Raw genomic sequence first — 18,352 nt, 5'->3', positions numbered from 1 at the left:
CTTTTAATTATATATAAATTGACAAATTTTCTTATAAATTATGCCATTGTCTTTTTTTTGTAACTGAAACAAGTATTGAATATATCTCAATACTTTAATATAATTAAGTGTATGCTATTAAAAAATATACAGGAAAAAGAAGAAAGAAGGGGTACTTTTGTCAAAATTAAAGAAATTTGTTATACTACTGGCTTTCTTGGTAGTAATATTCCCTATAAGCGTCTATGGATATTTTTATTATAAATTATCTACTATTCATGACTCAAGCATAAATAGTGATTTATTAAATAATAATGACCATAAAAATGAAAATGGGATAACTAACATACTACTTATGGGAACAGATGCTAGACCAAATGAAGATTCTTCAAGGTCAGATGCTATGATGATATTAACTATTGATAACAAACATAATGATATCAAACTTACATCATTAGCTCGTGATAGCTATGTAGACATCCCTGGTCATGGTAAACAAAAACTTACTCATGCCTATGCTTATGGACAAGCTGATTTATTAATACAAACAATTGAAGAGAACTTTAATGTTGATATTCAAAATTATGCTTGTGTTAATTTCGAATCATTTATGTATATAATTGATGCTATTGGTGGCGTTGAAGTTACAATTGAAAAAGGAGAAATAAGTGAATTAAATAAATTTATTCCTGAAACTTATGGTTGGAATAAAAGTGATGATAAAGGTAGCATACAATATATTAGAAAATCTGGAGTACAAACTTTAAATGGATATCAAGCATTATCTTTTGCACGTATCAGACATAATGATACAGCTTTTGCAAGAGATGGAAGACAAAGAGAGATTATACAAGCTATAATCAAGAAAACAGAAACCTTACCTGTTACTAAATATCCAGGTTTATTAGATGCTGTTCTTCCATATGTTAAAACTAATATGAAGCCTAATGCAATACTTTCTCTAGGAGCTCAAGTTTTAAAAATGGGCGACTTAAATGTTAAACAATTTGAATTCCCTATTGATGATGAAATTCATAGTACAGGTGGTATATATGGAAAGGCTGGTTGGGTTCTTAGATTTGACCCAGATACTTTAGATATATTACATGATTTTATATTTAATGATATAGAATTTAAACAATAATAACACTAAAAAACATTTAATACAAATATTATTATAAAATATAAGATTAAATATAGAAAAAGAACTATATTACATAATTATTTTCAAGTTGTTATCCATGCTTGATTATAAAATGTATATAGTTCTTTTTTTAATTTCTACTTTTATTTAATACTTTTTAATTTAACATTTTCCAATTTGATACTTTTATTTTAATTTGACTTTATAGAATTTATAATATAGCATCTTTATTAAATTCTTACTACTGAACTAAGTTTAATAAACTGTTTAATGCAGTTTGATTTATGCCATCTCCAGCTTCATATACTAGACTTGTCTTTTTAGGCTCTAGAGCAGTTTTCTGAGCAGATGTTACACTATTTCCAAGCATAACTACTGGTGATTTTAATTTTGCTGCTAAAGGTCCTGATGTTAATGCATCTACTAACTGATTACTCTTACTTACAAATATTGATGAATATTCAACATTTGGATAGAATTTCTGTATTACTTTTCCATTTGTTTCTTCTCTATTTTCTCCAGCTATTCTATTTTTAGATACATCATTAGTAATAACTTTATCTAATTTACTTATTACTGAATCAGATATACTTAAATTACCACCTATAAAGTATGCATCTTTTACATTTAAGTCTGATACCCAGTTATAGATTTCATCACTTACATTATCTTTTGATACTAATACGATTGGCTGTTTTTCTTCTCCTGCTTTTGAAGCTATAGAAAGAGAATCTGCTTCACCTGTACCACTTGTTATATATAGTTTGTCTACTGGATTAGTCTTAGCTAATTCTTTTGCTATTAAAAGAGATGTGCTATATCTATCTGAGCCACCCACTCTGTTTATTGATACATTTGATAATGTATCTTTTATCTCACTTTCAACTTTATCTCCAATAGAATTATTTCCTCCTATTAAGATAACTTTACTTGGATTAAGTCTTTTTATTTCATTTTTGGTAGATGTTGGTATGTCACCCTTATTTACTAATAATATAGGTGCATCATTTGCAGTAGCAAGTGGAGTTGATGTTATACCATCTACTATAGAATATCCATTTACTAATACTACTGTATCTGAATTTGTAGCCCATCCTTTTTTACTTATTGCAACTGCTGTATCATATCTTTCAGCACCTCTTAATTTTTCCACCTTGACATTAGATGGTGGAGTCACTGGCTGTTCATTGCTGTCAGAGTACAAGCTCTTTAAATCATTTTGTATAGATGTACTATTTGCTATATCTTTAGCTGAAAAATACATACTACCCTTTATTTCACTATATTTTCTATTTAATGTTACTTGCTTAACTATTTCTTTTGCTATGTTTTGCCCATTATAACTTGATTGCCCTTGCTTATATATACCTTGTCCTATGTATAAATCTACATTTGTTCCTTTTACTTCATTTGCCCACCATGCTACTAATTTAGAGTAATCTGCAGCTTTAAGACCAATTGGCCAGTAAAGTTGTGGAACTACGTAATCAACTAATCCTTGTTTTATCCATGCTCTTGTATCTGCATATGTACCTACATAACTTTCATTACCTGATGTATCTGAACCTGTTGGGTCACTACTCTTATTTCTCCATATTCCAGCTGGACTCACACCAAACACAACTTCAGGCTTTATACTCTTTATAGATGCCTTTACATCTCTAAGTAGAGTATTTACATTTTCTCTTCTCCAATTGTCTTTGTTTTGTCCTTGTCCATATTTTTGATATGTAGCAGTATCATTGAAGCTTACTCCTGGATAGAAATAATCATCGAAATGAACACCATCTATATCATAATTTTGAACTACCTCTGCTATACTATCAACTATGTACTTTCTAACTTCTGGTAGACCTGGGTCATAGTAATACTTATTTCCATGTTTAACTACCCAGCTTGGGTTTTTCTTTGCTGGATGGTTTGCTGGCAACTTATCTATGCTCTCATCTGCCATAGTTATTCTGTATGGATTAAACCATGCGTGAAATTCCATTCCTCTTTTGTGTGCTTCTTCTATTAAAAATGGTAATGGGTCATATCCAGGGTCTTTACCTTGAGTACCTGTAAGATATTCAGACCATGGATTTATATTTGATTTATATAAAGCATCTGATTTTGGTCTTACTTGAACCACTGCTGTGTTTATCCCTGAACTTTTTAATTTGTCTAATAGGTCTGTGTATTCCTTTTTTTGCTTGGCTTCATTATTTTTAGTCTTAGGCCAATCTAAGTTATAAACTGTAGATATCCAAGCTGCTCTCATTTCCTTATCATTTGACGAATCAGCAAATGAACTTACACTACACATTGTAAGTGTCATTACCAACGATAATAATAATATACTTATCTTTTTCATTTCATCCCCCTTAATTTCTTAAATTTATTTTTTTCTACAATATACTCCTTACTAAGTATATCTAAAATTCATATTATCTGTCAAATATTGAATAATATAGTTAATATTTATATTTAATATTTGATTATAATATGAAATAATTTATTATAAAAAAAACAGCAAAGAAATTTATCTTCTTTGCTGTTTTTATAACGTTCATCACTATTTTAATATTAATTAATACTTCACTCTCTATGTAAAACATTAAACATAACTGTATTTAATGTTAATATTCAATCCTATGTAAATTAAATCTATTATTATTGTAAAACACGTGTAGCAGTTATAAGTCTTCTAGCATAATTAGTTCCTGGAGCCATACTAGTAACTTTTACTACATCTCCTGTTTGTGGTGAATGTATAAATTTAGAATCTCCTATATACAACCCAACATGATTTATTGAACCACCTGAACCAAAGAAAACTAAATCTCCTGCTTTTAATTCTGCTCTAGATACTTTCTTTCCTACTGTTGCTTGTGATCTTGATACTCTTGGCAAATTAACTCCTGCTCCATTTTTGTAAACATAAGAAGTGAACCCAGAACAATCAAAAGAGTTTGGTCCAGTTGCTCCCCATCTATATGGTTTACCTTGTTGCTTAAATGCTAAGTTTAAAACATTTTGTACCTTTGCGTCTACATTTCCACCTTCAATAGTTAAATAATCTCCATTTACCCATCCTGTAACATTGTCAACTGTTTTTATTTTTATCCATCCATTTGAATGTAATTCTAAAACTTCAACTTTGTCACCTGTGTTTATCTTTCCTACTATTGCATCATTTGCACTAGCTCCACTTCTCATGTTTAAGAAGTCACATTGATCTACTGTCGCAGTCATAGGTGAATTAGATAACTCTGCTGCACTAGCTGTTATTGCTCCCGCCTCCACTGTAACAACTCCTGCTATTAACACCATCGCTATAAATTTTTTCAATATATGTTTTTTATTTTTAATATTCATCATAATCTCAAATACCTAATCCTTTCGAAAATTTAACATTTTGTTCCTTCGTTTCCAATTCCTAATTAACATTCTAACTTACATCAAAATAAATTGCAACCTTTTTTGTAATCTTTTTGTAATCTTTTTGTAATCTTTTGTTTCTTTTTAGTCTCTATTTGTTTCTTTTTGCTCCCCCTGGTTACAAATTAGAAATATATTCTACTTATCTCGAGTTATTGCAATTTCCTTGATATTAGCATCTTCTGGTTTAATGTAAGTTGGTACTAATTTTCTCATTACACTATCTATTTTTTCAGTTTCTTCATTGTTTGTAATTTCTTTTAAAAGTTTTAAGTATTTTGTTATTTCTTCTCTATCAACATCTATTGGCCTACCAATAAAAATCTTTTTATGCTCTGTATCTAACAGACCTTCTTCTGACATAAGAAGTTCTTCATACAATTTTTCTCCTGGTCTAAGACCAGAAAATTCAATTTTTATATCAACATCTGGTTCAAACCCACTAAATTTTATTAAATTTTTTGCTAAATCCAATATTTTTACAGGCTCTCCCATATCAAGCACAAATACTTCTCCACCTTTAGCCATAGCTCCAGCCTGTATAACAAGTCCTACAGCCTCTGGTATCGTCATAAAATATCTAATGATATCTGGATGTGTAACAGTTACTGGTCCTCCATCTTCAATTTGCTTCTTAAAAAGGGGAATTACACTTCCATTACTTCCAAGTACATTTCCAAATCTAACTGCAACAAACTCAGTCTGACTTTCATCATTCATTGTCTGTATAATCATCTCAGCAGCTCTTTTAGTAGCTCCCATTATATTTGTAGGATTTACAGCTTTATCTGTAGATATAAGGACAAACTTCTTAGCTTTATATTTTGAAGATAAACCTGCTATATTTAAAGTTCCAAATATATTATTCTTTATAGCTTCACCAGGGCTTGACTCCATAAGAGGAACATGTTTATGAGCTGCTGCATGGAACACTACTTCTGGCTTATATTTATTAAATATTTCATCCATTCTTTTTTCTTCTCTTATTGAAGCTATTATTGCTTTTAAATCCAGCTTGTTTTTATATTTTCTAAGCAATTCTTGTTGTATTGCATAAGCATTATTCTCATAATTATCAACTATAATAAGTTCTTTAGGATTAAATCCTGCAATCTGTCTGCAAAGCTCTGAACCAATTGAGCCTCCTCCTCCAGTTACAAGGATTACTTTTCCTTCAATGTAGTTACTTATCTCTTTTAAATTTGTTCTTATAGGCTCTCTACCCAATAAGTCTTCTATTTCTACCTCTCTAATCTGTTTTATGTCAACTTTTCCATCTATAATTTCATAAATCCCTGGTATTGTCTTTATTTTACAATTAGTATTTTTACACATATCAATAATTTCTTTTTTTCTGCGTTTTTCTATGTTGGCAATAGAAAAAATTATTTCATCTACTTTATATTCTTCAACTATATCATTTATCTTTGAAGTTGTTCCTACAATCTTTACATTATGAATTATTCTTCCGATTTTATTTTTATCATCATCGATTATAGCTACTGCGACTTTTTTAAGTTCTGGATTTCGATTTAATTCTTGTATAACCATCTCTCCAGCATCTCCTGCTCCAATTATAAGAATGTTAGAAACCTTCCCTCTAGAATAGGTTTTATTCATGACTATTCTTATAGCTCTGTACCCTATTCTCACTCCACTTGTAAACATTATAATGAATATCGTATTTAATACATAAAGCATTATAGGATAATCGAGTCCCAATATTCTATTTATCACATAAGCTGGAATTAGATAAGCTAAAGTTGCAATAAAAATCGAAATAATTTCTTCTTCTCCTGCATATCTCCACAATGTGTTGTAACACTTAAACAATCTAAATGATACTATATGGAGTACAATATATATACAAACTGAAATTATTACATTATTAACATTGAATACATCTAAATTTCCTGTCAAACTCAAAGACATTCGAAATGCTACTAGCACGCTACAAATATCTAGAATTAATAATGTTAGTTGTCTAAATTTATATTTTTTAAAAAGCTTATTAAAAAAGCTTTCTTTCTCTAAATCTATACTTTCTCGCATAACTAGAAGCCCTCCATTAAACAGCAAAAGCTACGCACCTAAGCATAGCCAACAACATCTATCTTTTGCTGTATTTTTCAATTCTTATTTTTTATATTTATCTAATATAGAGTCGTATATTTTTGCTATATCATTAAAGTTTAAATTAACTTCATAATTTTCTCTAACAAACTGACGCCCTTTTTTACCCATATTAAGTCTAAGTTCATCATTTTCCATTAGCTTTATTATAGCATTTTTTATTTCTTCTGGTTGCTTTGGCTCTACAATTAGCCCAGTTTCATTTTTCAATACAGATTCTGGATGTCCACCTACATTTGTAACAATGACAGGAACTTCACAAGACTCTGATTCTATTGCAGCTACACCAAAACCCTCTCTCAAAGAAGGAAATACAGTTACATCAAAAGAATTAAAAGTCTTACTTACATCCTCTGGAGATATTCTACCTAAAAATTGAACATCTTCTTCTAGTCCTAATTCCTTAGTCAAATTCACTAAGTTATCCATTTGACTTCCAGAACCACCTATTTTTAAAATTATTTTCTTTTCTTTATATTCATCTTTCAACATCTTAAATGCTTGTACTAAATATTCAATTCCATATTTTTTTTCCAAACTCTTTATAATTCCTATTACAAAAGCATCTTCTTTTTCTACTTCCATAGGTTTAAATCTATCCATATCTACTCCGAAAAAGGTTACATCTACATGCTTAGTTGTATATTTATTAGCTTCTTTAGCCATGTCTCTACTATTTGAAAATATATAATCTGCTTTTCTAAAGTTATGTTTTATAATTTGTTTTTGTATAAAACCATTGTTTGGGAAATCGTAAATATCAGTACCCCAAACAGAAATAATATATGGATGATACCCAAGTAAACTCCCTATAAATCCATAGCTACTTGCATATTGTGCATGAAGTATATCTGGCTTTATTTCATTTACTAGTTTCTTTATTTGTTTTATTGAACCTAAGTATCCTGTTTTTTTAGAAATATTTTCATTTTTCAGTTCTTCTACGTTAGAACCAAAATCATATATTTTAATTCCTTCCATGTGACCTCCATTTAAAGAGATTACATGAATGTCATATCCTTTATTTTTAAAAAAACTACACCATTTCAAAGTATGAGGATTTGACCCATCAGCCAAATAACAAACAGTCTTCATAATATTTACCTTCCTATCGAATAATACTCAATACCTAGTTCTTTCATATCTTCAAGCTTGTAGCAATTTCTTCCATCTAGAACTAAAGGATTTTTCATCTTTTCCTTATACTTATGTATATCATAATTTAAGACATCTTTCCACTCTGTCATTATAAAACATATCTCTGCATCTTCTATTGTATCATCTATAGATTTAGCATAAAGTATAGAATCTCCAAATATTTTCTTAGTATTTTCAACTCCTATTGGGTCAAATGCAGTAACTTTTGCTCCTCTTTCAAGCAAATATTTTATATTTGGGATAGATGGAGCTTCTCTTATATCATCAGTATCTGGCTTAAATGTTAGTCCTAAAACAGCAACTTTCATATCTTGAAAACTCTCTACTAGTTTAGATGCCTTTCTAACTAATTTAAGTTTTTGGCTTTCATTCACTTCTATAGCAGCTTTTACTGTTTTTAACTCATATCCATTATGTTCAGACAACCAGTGAAGAGCTTTTGTATCTTTAGGGAAACAAGAACCTCCATAACCTATACCTGCTTTTAAGAATTTACTTCCTATTCTATCATCATAACTCATTCCTAAGGCAACATCTTCCACATTAGCTCCTGCTATCTCACAAAGATTTGCAATATCATTCATAAAAGATATCTTAAGTGCTAAAAAATTATTTGATGCATATTTTATCATTTCAGCACTATTTCTATTAGTTACTATTATAGGTTGATTAAAAGGTTTATAGATTTCTTCCAGTATTTCTCTTGCCCACTCACTTTCCACTCCTATAACGATTCTTGAAGCATGTAAAGTATCTCTTACTGCGCTACCTTGTGATAAAAACTCTGGATTAGATGCAAGTTCAACTTTCACATCATTTTTTAAGTTTCTATTTATATAATCTTCTATTTCTTCATTTGTTCCAATTGGTACTGTAGATTTTATTACTACTAAAGTATCTTTTGTTACAGTTTCAGCTATTTGCTTTGCAACTGCCTTTATATAGTCTAAATTAGCTGAACCATCACTTCTTTCAGGAGTTCCCACAGCTATTAGTATTATATCTACATCTTCATAAGCTTTTTTATAATCTGTAGTATAATTTATTCTTCCTTTTTTATAATTTCTAACCATAAGTTCTTCTAGGCCTTCTTCATATATAGGTGCTATCCCAAGTTGCATCGATTTAACTTTGTGTTCATCTATATCAACACAAATTACATTTTCATTGCCTACCTCTGCTAGACAAACACCTGTTACTAGCCCTACATATCCAGTCCCAGCTATAGCTATTTTCATTTTTTTACCTCCAAGTATATAAAACTTATACTCTTTTTTTAATGGCATTAAAAACATAGAAACAAAATACATATAGACTTTTTGGTAAACTTAAATTTTCAACATTTCTATAAGTATTCCAAGTTCGTTTTAATGCTTTTATCTTATTGCTTGATATAGAATTCCCAACTAGCCTATAATTCACTAAATCTTCTTGAATTCCATATGCATATTTTTCCTTTTTAAGTAATTGTAACCAAGTTGCAGTATCTTGTCCTCTTCTTACTAAAGGCATACTAAATTCACCTATGACATCCTTATCGATGACTACAGTAGAACACCCTATTATAGTATTTCTAAGTAATCCTTCATAGTCAATCTTTTTAGGTGCTCTTGCAACTTTACTCGTTTTTGTTCCATCTTGTCTCATATATCTATAAGATGTAAAAGAAAACCCGATATTTTCTTTTAACATATATCCTATCTGAATTTCTAACTTTTTACTCTCCCATAAATCATCACTATCTACAAATGCAATAAATCTACCTTCCGCATTTTCAATACCAACATTCCTAGATACTGCAGCTCCAGAATTTTTTTCAAGCTTTATATATTTTATTCTAGCATCTTCTTTTTGAAAACTTTTTATAATTTCACTTGAATTGTCCTTAGAACAATCATCCACTAATAAAAGCTGCCAATTTTTATAAGTTTGATTTTGGATTGACTTTATTGTCTCTGATAAAAACTCTTCTGAATTATATACAGGAGTAATTATCGATACTAAAGGCTCATTCATATTTTTACTCTCCTTATATAGCAACTAGCAGTACTATACCAACAAGTTTACTTAGATACTAACTTTTTTTGTCCAATATATTTGTAATATCCTAATGGGAATAACACTAAATACAATAATTTATCAGATATTTTTTTGATTTCGCCAAAATAATGACTGTCAGATAACAATGAGTATCTAGCTAAATTTATGTAATTCTTTATCCACATATATGGATATCTACCTAAAGGATATGTATTTTGATTTATTAAATATAAAAACTCTAATGCTCTACCTTTTAATGCATTTTTATTTAATATATTCTTAGTCAAACCATCATCCAAATAATCTCTTATTATCATAGGTTTGTTTACACATTTAACATTATAGTATTTAGACATTTCATTCCATACTACACTTTCTGGTAAAAATCTCACTTCTTTTCTTTCTGGAAAAGGAAATTTTATAAGCTCATCAGTTACAAATACTATGCTTTTATCTCCCTTAACACCATATTTAAAATATAGGTCTGCAAAGTGACATATTTTTTTATCCTCAGGCATTTCTGTGCCTATTAAATCTCCACTTGGGTATACACAAAGTCCAACAACCCCACTAAATCCTTCTTTATTTTCTACAGAATTCCATTCATCATTAGCAATTTCAAGAGAATCTTTAATTAAACCATCATCACTATCTACAATGAAAAATAGTTCTCCATCTGCATTTTTTACACCTAGATTTATTGCAGTATGCTTTCCTCCATTTTCTTTGTATATATATCTTATATTTAATTTATCTTCTGATATAAATTTTTCAACTAATTCTTTAGTACCGTCACTACTTCCATCATCAACAATCAACCATTCAAAGTCGTTGAAATCATATGTTTGAGCTTTTAAATCATTATACAAATTTTCAAGTAAATGTGCTCTATTATATGTTGGAGTAAATACAGTAAATTTATATTTATACATTAATTAAATCTTCCTCTCTATCTAACTTTTTTTAATTCCATTTATTCCATAATTAATAAAGTAGTATATAGCTTTGTATAGAGGTATTTTTTCTATATTTCTATATATATTCCAAGTCCACATAGCAGCCTTTATCTTATTACCACTAAGGGAGTTACTAGATTTTCTATATAATGCTAAAACTTCATTTATTCCATGAGCGATATGTCCTCTTTTCAATATAGATAACCACAAGACATAATCTTCATGTCTTACACCACTCATTTTAATTTCAAAATCCAATTTAGACTTATCAATTACAACAGTAAGACATCCCAAAATATTTCCCTTTAATAACCTTCTATAATCTACATTAGGTGGCACTTTTATTACTTTATTTAACTTTTTATCATTTTCGTCCATCAGTTCATATGAAGTAAATGAGATTACATAGTCATTTTCTAACATAAAGTTTACTTGTTTTTCTAACTTACTACTATTCCACTGGTCATCACTATCTAAAAAAGCTATAAATTGTCCTGTCGCATTACTTAATGCTAGATTTCTAGCATTAGAGACACCCTTATTAGTCTCAGTCTTTATGCATTTTATTCTACTATCTTGTTGCATATAAGATTTGACTATACTAGGACTATTATCTGTTGAGCAATCATCAATAATTAACATTTCCCATTCTTGATAAGTTTGGTTTAATACTGATTTTATGGTTGCTTCAATAAATTTTTCAGAATTATACATGGGAGTAATTATAGATACTAAATTCTTCTTCATATTACCTTCCTCATCATTTATAAAATATTTATTTAATTTTACTTAATACACAATCATATATCCTCTTGCAGTTCTTATTGTCATTATATCTGAAAAACTTATTTCTTTCATTTTTTTGGTTACCCATAACCTCAAAATTATTTTCAATAATATCAATAAGTTTATTCACAGCTTCATCATTATTATAAGCCAAAGACCCAAACATTTCGCTTTTTAAATCTATATACGAGTCAACTTTTTCCATATATTCATCTAAATCAAATTGATAAAATAAAATAGGTCTGTTCATATATAGAAAATCTATGGCAACACTTGAATAATCAGTTATGTTTGCAGCTGATTTTCTTATTTCATTTGCTAGAGTTACCCCTTTATCTAAAAATACAATTCGTTTACCAGTTATGTTTTCTTTTATGTCATCTATAAACTCATGCATAAGATGATGCATATAAATTTTTACATTTATATCTTTCTCATCTAATATTTTATTTAATTTATCATCATTCAAGAAATTCATTATATTTTTAAAATAATCTGTATCTGTAAATTTTCCTGAACTAAATTTTATCCAGTCTCTCCATGTAGGAGTATATAATATATCTCGTGTTTGTGCAACTTCATTTGTTGGTAAATTGTCATATCTTGCATTTCCAATTATATAAACTGAGTCATCTAACATTCCCCAATCATTTACCATAACATCTCTTTCAAACTCAGAACTTGCTGTAACTATATTATAACTTTTATATAGGTTATCTATAATATTTTTAAACTTTTTATTCATTGGCTTTCTCTTTTTAAAACTTATCGTTCCATGATTTAAGAATACTTTTATCGTCTTTTTATGGAAATAATTAAGAACAGGTACAGCAAAGTTATAAGGTGCTATATCTGCTGATGGCGCATGTGAAAATACTATAGCTTTTGAATTGTAATAATATAGATAGTTTTCTACACTTCCTCTTATTAATTTCTTGCCTGGAATTTTATTGAATACTTTACTGTCTTTATTTACTACCCAATAAGTTTCTACATCATTATGTTCTTTCAACATATACTCATAAAAGAACTTGGCATTATCATTGTATATATCTCCTGAATGTCCACCTATAAGCCAAATATTTCTACCATTAAACTTATGCTTATTAAATGGATACATAAAAAAAGCCAAAAGCATATTTATTAAAAATTTAACCTTGTCCATAAACACCATCCTCATTATAACTTATACTGTCTAAATCCATTAATTCTTCCTTTTATAGTGGCACTATGATAATCTTTGTTGGAACTCAATATAAGACCGCCTATATTTCTTACAAGCTTTGATGCCATAACCTTTACAAACTTATAATTCTTTCTATAGACTATTTCTTTTTTGCAAATGGCTCCAAAACCTCTTCCATAGTTATAATCTTTTTGATACTTTTCTTTAGATTTAGAATGTTTTTTTGCAGGATGGTAAATTATATCATTCCCAAAGTATTTTCCTTTAAATCCTAAACTCAACAGGTTTAAAACATAATCTATCTCTTCACCAGCACCAAAATCTCCACCAACACCTAATTTTTCGTCAAATCGTGTATATTCTTTTTCTCCAAAATCAACAAAAAAAGTTATGGATGTTATAGTATTTAAAACGTTGGAACTTGTGATATCACAAGTTCCATCATACATTTTCTTAAATGCATCAATTTTATTTGCATCCATAGTTTTACAACTGTATATTTTATAATCTTTATTTTTATTAAAGAAGTTTGTAACTTTTTCTAATGTATCATTTTCGTAGACACAGTCATCATCAGGAAAACCTATAATTTGCCCTTTAGCATTATCTATGCCTACATTTCTGTTATAACTTAATCCTAGCTTATCGCTTTTTATATACTTTATATCTAACTTATCAACGTATTTATCAACTATCTCCTTAACTTTGTTATTATCATTTTGATCTATTACTATAAGTTCAAAGTTCTTGTAAGTTTGATTTTCTAAGCTATCCATAAGTAAGTATATATCATCATATCTATTTAATGTTGGCATTATTAATGATATTAACATTACTACCTCCTACTTTTCATTTTCCACAAATCTACCTCTCTTTTATCGTTTAATATTACTTCTTTTATTAGTAATACTATTGTGAAACTAAATGAAGCTTCTAATAATAAATTTTCTGCAAAAGAATATAGTAAAAATATGAACAAAGCTACTAAATACTCTTTTTTATCTTTTTCTATAAAGCTTTGTATACCTTTATACATCAAAAACATAAATAAGATGCAAGCAATTACTCCTAGTACACTAATTATATATATATAAGAACTGTCTAATGGATTAGTTGCTTTTATAGCAGCACTATATGAATTTCCAAAAGGTTTCATAAAATTTCCCTCTTGAGCTAAGTATACATTCCAGAACTTAGGTCTACTTGCTAATAATCTATTTAGTACACTACTTTTAGAAAACATCATACCAATAATTACACTAAATAAAGTAAGTATTATCGGTGATGTCTTTATAAGCATTGGTAGTACTTTTATTTTTTTTAGGTCTATCACTCTTATTATCTCTACAAATATTAATCCTGCTAATATAGTAAAAAAGCCAGTTCTACTATATGTAGTTTGATAAACAAAGAATGCAGATCCAAATAAAATTATTCTATCCCATTTATTATAGTTTTTATATCTTAAGAATATATATGCTGCATATATAGTAACCATATAATAAAATACTCCATTTGGATTACCAAGTCCAAAATCCATTCTTGTAACAAGCGTATCTAATTTTCCTATATATCTATAGTGGACTTCCTGATTAAATACTAATGAAGGAAATAAATTAAATAATAATATAGCTCCTATTAAAAAACATACAGATATTATTAAATAACTTTTAACTATACATTTATCATCTATTTGTTTAGCTGATACAGCTAACAAAACAATTAATAATATAGCTCCTTCTCTATTTAATATATAAAGTAATACACAAGCTCCAACTAGCACCATTTCTGTTATACTTTTTCTCTTATCAAATAAGAAAAGTAGCATTAGTATTCCTATTGAAGAATAAAATAACGCTGATTTAATTATCCCTATACTCATATCTGGGTCAATAAATGATATCATATACTTTCTAAGTACTATGATAAACAAAACAAATATATAAAGATATTTTTTAATCATAATATTTCTATCATCGTTTAAAGTCTTCATTTCACTTTCTCCCTTTTAGCTTCTTAAAGTATTACTTGCAAATATTTTACAACACTTCCATATCTTATTTACACCTGTTAAGTGCTTGCTTTCTAAGAAATAATTTCTTTTCTTAGCCCAACTTTTTCCCCACCAATGTATTCCATAAGTATTTTCTGTAATACATTCTGGTGTAAAGTCTTCTTTAAATCCAAAAGGATAAAAATATTCTTTATCGTAGACACGAATGCCTTCTTCATAGTTATTTTGGTCAATCTTTTTATAATTTTTTTCCATAAGATAAGTCATAACCTTTGGTATTGTAAACAATGAAGAAGTAAGCACCTCTTTTTCGTAGTACTCTAATAAATCTTTAAAGAAAGGATGTCCTTTTTCTACACCTACTATGGCTGCATTCATGTATTCTCCATCATCTTCATATCCACATATAAGCCTATTATTTTCTAAAAGAGGAGTTATATCCTTTAATATCTGCATATCTGTATCCATATAAACTCCACCTTGTTCATAGAGTACCCTTACTCTTGTATAATCTGATATGAATGCCCAAAGCTTTCTTTTATAACATTCTTCCAAAAACTTATTTCCTTTTATTTCTTTCTCTATATCAAAGTTTTTTTCATTCCACTCTACTATCTCATATTCTGGAAGTTTTTCTTTCCAGGAATTTATACATATATTTTCTATATTTCCTTTTGGACCACCAAACCATACATAATGTATTTTTTTAGGAATCAAATGAACACCTCCTACATATATTCTTGTCTATCTTCTTCTTTTAATTGCTCTACTATCTTTTTGACATCTTGAGCTTTATCTTTTCTACAAACCATAACTGCATCATTCGTAGATACTACTATCAAATCACTAATACCTATTGTCGATATTAATTTGTCATCTGAATATATAATTGAGTTTTTAGTATCTATAGTAATATTTTCACCTCTTTTGATGTTACCTTCATCATCAGTTGGATATATCGCACCTAGGGAGTCCCAAGAACCAACGTCATTCCAACCAAAATCACCAGGAACTACTATAACATCATTACTTCTTTCCATAATACCATAATCTATAGAGATTGATTGTATTGTTGGATAGATTTCTTTTATTTTTTCTATTTCTTCTTCTGTTCCTAAGTAATTACTGATTTCCTCTAATTTTTCATATACTTTTGGTAAGTATCTCTTAAAATCTTCCAATATCTTGGATACCTTCCATACAAACATCCCACTATTCCACACATATTTCTTAGAATTTACATACTCTTTAGCAATTTCATAGTTTGGCTTTTCTACAAACTCCACTACTTCATATGCAACATTTTCTATTGTATTTTCTCTACTAAAGTTTATGTATCCATATCCTGTTGATGGGAATGTAGGATTTATCCCAATAGTTACTAGTTTATCATTATTTTCTGCTATATAAATAGCTTTTTCTAAAATAGCTTTAAATTCTTTTTCATCTTTTATATAATGGTCAGCTGGATATACACACATAACACCATCACCATATTTTTTCATTATGTTAAAGGCTGCAAAACCTATAGCTGCTGCCGTATTTCTGGCACATGGTTCTGGTAAGATATTGCTGTATAAACATTTATCTTTCACTGTATCTTTTAAAGCGTCCATTTGCTTCTCATTAGTTACTATAAATAAATCCTCTTTGTTTGCTAGAGAATCTATTCTGTTTATAGTTTCATTTATTAAAGCATCTTCTCCACTTAAATTTATAAGCTGCTTAGGTACTTCTTGTCTACTAAGTGGCCAGAAACGAGTTCCGCCTCCTCCAGCCATTATGACATTATATACTTTCATCGTTTATCTCCCCTTAGCTCTTTATATAGAATCCACCACATTTAATATATAAGATATTAAATTATTCAACTTAGATTCTACATCTTCTTGGTTACCTGAATTTGCTCCAAAGTAAAATTTAATTTTAGGTTCTGTACCTGAAGGTCTTATAGCTATCCAAGAACCATCTTTAAGTAAAAATTTAAGTACATCTGATTTAGGTAAATCATCTACTCCATCTTTATAATCTAAAATCTTATCTACTTTTACATCAGCCACATTATCTATTTTAACACTTCTAAAGTAAAGCATCATCTCTTTTATTTTTTTTATTCCTTCTATGCCTTTTAAAGTCACTGACTTTAATTCCTCTTTGTAGTACCCAAATTTATTATATGTATCTATCAAGGCTTCATACAAGTTCATACCTTTTGAAAAATAGTATGCTGCCATTTCACATATCATAAGCGAAGATACAACACCATCTTTATCTCTAGCATGAGTTCCAATTAAGTAACCATAGCTTTCCTCATATCCCATTATAAAGCTTCTATCATTACTTTCTTCAAACGCTTTTATTTTTTCTCCTATAAATTTGAACCCTGTTAAAGTATTCAAACAATCTACATTATAAGCCTTTGCTATTTTTGCACCTAGTTCTGATGTAACTATAGTTTTTATTATTGTAGGATTGTTTTTAGGAAGTTTATTTTCTTCAACTAAACTCTCTACTATATATCTAACTAAAAGTGAGCCAACTTGGTTTCCATTTAAGACTACATACTCACCACTAGAATCTTTTACAACAACACCTACTCTGTCACAATCAGGGTCTGTCCCTATTATCAAATCAGTACCATTACTCTTTGCCATTTCAATAGCTATATTAAATACTGACTTTTCTTCAGGATTAGGATACTTAACTGTTGAAAAATTAGAATCTGGCAATTCTTGCTCCTTAACCACCATTACATTTTCAAAGCCACATTCATTTAAGACTCTTCTTACTGGTTTATTTCCGGTTCCATGAATAGGTGTATATATTATTTTTAATTTTTTTCCATATTCATCTATCGTGCTTTGTCTTAAAACTTGCTTCTTAACAGCCTTTATAAACTCATCATCTATTTCATTATCTAATATAGTTATTAAATTTTTAGATAAAGCTTCTTCAAAATCTACACTTTTAATAATACTGTAATCATCAATCTTATTAACTTCTGCAATTATATCATTGGCCATATCTATACAGATTTGACCTCCATCTGAGTCATATACCTTATATCCATTGTACTCTTTAGGATTATGACTTGCTGTTATTACTATTCCCATAGCACACTTTAAATGTCTAACAGCAAAAGAAAGTTCTGGTGTAGGCTTTAACTCTTCAAAAATATAAGCCTTTACACCATATGCACTTAAAGTTTTAGCTACTTCTATACAAAACTCTCTTGACATGTATCTACTATCATGTGCTATAACAATTCCTTTTTGCTTTCCTTCTTCACCTTGCATCTTCATAATATAATTTGAAATTCCAAGTGTTGCACGTCTAACAGTATAAATATTGATTCTATTAGTTCCCGCTCCTATTATACCCCTTAGACCACCTGTCCCAAATTCTAAATTTTTATAGAATCTATCTTGCATTTCTTTGTCATCATCCTTTATACTTAATAGCTCTTCTTTGGTTTGTTCATCAAAATAAGGAGAATTTAACCACATCTCATAATTATTTTTATAATCCATATT

15 protein-coding genes are annotated in these 18,352 nt (G+C 28.9%); 1 reads left to right on the top strand and 14 read right to left on the bottom strand.

Annotation, left to right across the window (positions count from 1 at the left end; translation table 11 throughout):
* Positions 1 to 157: 157 nt before the first annotated feature.
* Positions 158 to 1,123 (top strand): LCP family protein, encoded by a 966-nt coding sequence (locus IC174_RS02885; RefSeq protein ID WP_227482125.1) that lies wholly within the window; start codon positions 158 to 160, stop codon positions 1,121 to 1,123.
* Between the two features lie 241 nt (positions 1,124 to 1,364).
* On the opposite strand, the gene IC174_RS02880 is transcribed toward IC174_RS02885, so the two are convergent.
* The 14 genes from IC174_RS02880 to IC174_RS02815 all read right to left on the bottom strand — a co-directional run bounded on the left by IC174_RS02880 (position 1,365) and on the right by IC174_RS02815 (position 18,349).
* Positions 1,365 to 3,479 carry a cell wall-binding glycosyl-hydrolase Cwp19 gene (locus tag IC174_RS02880; protein ID WP_227482124.1) on the bottom strand — a complete coding sequence of 705 codons (2,115 nt, stop codon included), beginning with the start codon at positions 3,477 to 3,479 and terminating at the stop codon, positions 1,365 to 1,367.
* 299 nt (positions 3,480 to 3,778) lie between these two features.
* On the bottom strand, positions 3,779 to 4,486 hold the full coding sequence (locus tag IC174_RS02875; protein WP_227482123.1) for an SH3 domain-containing C40 family peptidase: 708 nt from the start codon (positions 4,484 to 4,486) through the stop codon (positions 3,779 to 3,781).
* A 198-nt stretch (positions 4,487 to 4,684) separates the two neighbouring features.
* A complete protein-coding gene (locus IC174_RS02870; RefSeq protein ID WP_227482122.1) occupies positions 4,685 to 6,598 on the bottom strand; it encodes a nucleoside-diphosphate sugar epimerase/dehydratase in 1,914 nt (637 codons plus the stop codon).
* An 84-nt stretch (positions 6,599 to 6,682) separates the two neighbouring features.
* A complete protein-coding gene (locus IC174_RS02865) occupies positions 6,683 to 7,774 on the bottom strand; it encodes a glycosyltransferase family 4 protein (RefSeq protein WP_227434463.1) in 1,092 nt (363 codons plus the stop codon).
* 5 nt (positions 7,775 to 7,779) lie between these two features.
* Entirely contained in the window at positions 7,780 to 9,147 is a 1,368-nt protein-coding gene (locus IC174_RS02860; RefSeq protein ID WP_413926633.1) for a UDP-glucose dehydrogenase family protein, read from the bottom strand.
* Entirely contained in the window at positions 9,101 to 9,853 is a 753-nt protein-coding gene (locus tag IC174_RS02855) for a glycosyltransferase family 2 protein (protein ID WP_227482121.1), read from the bottom strand. Before IC174_RS02855 ends, IC174_RS02860 begins: the two co-directional genes overlap by 47 nt.
* Before the next feature lie 47 nt (positions 9,854 to 9,900).
* Positions 9,901 to 10,809, bottom strand: coding sequence for a glycosyltransferase family A protein (locus IC174_RS02850; protein WP_227482120.1), 909 nt, complete (start codon positions 10,807 to 10,809; stop codon positions 9,901 to 9,903).
* Positions 10,810 to 10,830: 21 nt separating this feature from the next.
* On the bottom strand, positions 10,831 to 11,580 hold the full coding sequence (locus tag IC174_RS02845; protein ID WP_227434459.1) for a glycosyltransferase family 2 protein: 750 nt from the start codon (positions 11,578 to 11,580) through the stop codon (positions 10,831 to 10,833).
* Positions 11,581 to 11,608: 28 nt separating this feature from the next.
* Positions 11,609 to 12,784, bottom strand: a complete 1,176-nt coding sequence (locus IC174_RS02840; RefSeq protein ID WP_227482119.1) for a CDP-glycerol glycerophosphotransferase family protein — start codon at positions 12,782 to 12,784, stop codon at positions 11,609 to 11,611.
* A gap of 14 nt (positions 12,785 to 12,798) precedes the next feature.
* Positions 12,799 to 13,638: a glycosyltransferase family 2 protein gene (locus IC174_RS02835; RefSeq protein ID WP_227434457.1), complete on the bottom strand. Its 840-nt coding sequence runs from the start codon at positions 13,636 to 13,638 to the stop codon at positions 12,799 to 12,801.
* A gap of 2 nt (positions 13,639 to 13,640) precedes the next feature.
* Positions 13,641 to 14,798: a polysaccharide polymerase gene (locus tag IC174_RS02830; RefSeq protein ID WP_227434456.1), complete on the bottom strand. Its 1,158-nt coding sequence runs from the start codon at positions 14,796 to 14,798 to the stop codon at positions 13,641 to 13,643.
* A 15-nt stretch (positions 14,799 to 14,813) separates the two neighbouring features.
* On the bottom strand, positions 14,814 to 15,536 hold the full coding sequence (locus IC174_RS02825) for a glycosyltransferase (RefSeq protein ID WP_227482118.1): 723 nt from the start codon (positions 15,534 to 15,536) through the stop codon (positions 14,814 to 14,816).
* 11 nt (positions 15,537 to 15,547) lie between these two features.
* Complete coding sequence (locus tag IC174_RS02820; RefSeq protein WP_227434454.1) at positions 15,548 to 16,621, bottom strand: mannose-1-phosphate guanylyltransferase; 1,074 nt, start codon at positions 16,619 to 16,621, stop codon at positions 15,548 to 15,550.
* 21 nt (positions 16,622 to 16,642) lie between these two features.
* Positions 16,643 to 18,349, bottom strand: a complete 1,707-nt coding sequence (locus tag IC174_RS02815; RefSeq protein WP_227482117.1) for a phospho-sugar mutase — start codon at positions 18,347 to 18,349, stop codon at positions 16,643 to 16,645.
* Between the last annotated feature and the right edge of the window lie 3 nt (positions 18,350 to 18,352).

The organism is Clostridioides sp. ES-S-0001-03 (genome assembly GCF_020676075.1).
Lineage (GTDB): Bacteria > Bacillota > Clostridia > Peptostreptococcales > Peptostreptococcaceae > Clostridioides.
Note: the sequence above shows the minus strand (reverse complement) of the source record. Positions and strands in the feature narration are given on the sequence as shown.

Bases quoted from the DNA above. Each gene is read 5' to 3' on its own strand.
- IC174_RS02850 (WP_227482120.1), bottom strand. From the start codon at position 10,809: ATGTATAAATATAAATTTACTGTATTTACTCCAACATATAATAGAGCA.
- IC174_RS02880 (WP_227482124.1), bottom strand. From the start codon at position 3,479: ATGAAAAAGATAAGTATATTATTATTATCGTTGGTAATGACACTTACA.
- IC174_RS02835 (WP_227434457.1), bottom strand. From the start codon at position 13,638: ATGTTAATATCATTAATAATGCCAACATTAAATAGATATGATGATATA.
- IC174_RS02845 (WP_227434459.1), bottom strand. From the start codon at position 11,580: ATGAAGAAGAATTTAGTATCTATAATTACTCCCATGTATAATTCTGAA.
- IC174_RS02830 (WP_227434456.1), bottom strand. From the start codon at position 14,798: ATGAAGACTTTAAACGATGATAGAAATATTATGATTAAAAAATATCTT.
- IC174_RS02865 (WP_227434463.1), bottom strand. From the start codon at position 7,774: ATGAAGACTGTTTGTTATTTGGCTGATGGGTCAAATCCTCATACTTTG.
- IC174_RS02820 (WP_227434454.1), bottom strand. From the start codon at position 16,621: ATGAAAGTATATAATGTCATAATGGCTGGAGGAGGCGGAACTCGTTTC.
- IC174_RS02840 (WP_227482119.1), bottom strand. From the start codon at position 12,784: ATGGACAAGGTTAAATTTTTAATAAATATGCTTTTGGCTTTTTTTATG.
- IC174_RS02860 (WP_413926633.1), bottom strand. From the start codon at position 9,147: ATGTATTTTGTTTCTATGTTTTTAATGCCATTAAAAAAAGAGTATAAG.
- IC174_RS02815 (WP_227482117.1), bottom strand. From the start codon at position 18,349: ATGGATTATAAAAATAATTATGAGATGTGGTTAAATTCTCCTTATTTT.
- IC174_RS02855 (WP_227482121.1), bottom strand. From the start codon at position 9,853: ATGAATGAGCCTTTAGTATCGATAATTACTCCTGTATATAATTCAGAA.
- IC174_RS02870 (WP_227482122.1), bottom strand. From the start codon at position 6,598: ATGCGAGAAAGTATAGATTTAGAGAAAGAAAGCTTTTTTAATAAGCTT.
- IC174_RS02875 (WP_227482123.1), bottom strand. From the start codon at position 4,486: ATGATGAATATTAAAAATAAAAAACATATATTGAAAAAATTTATAGCG.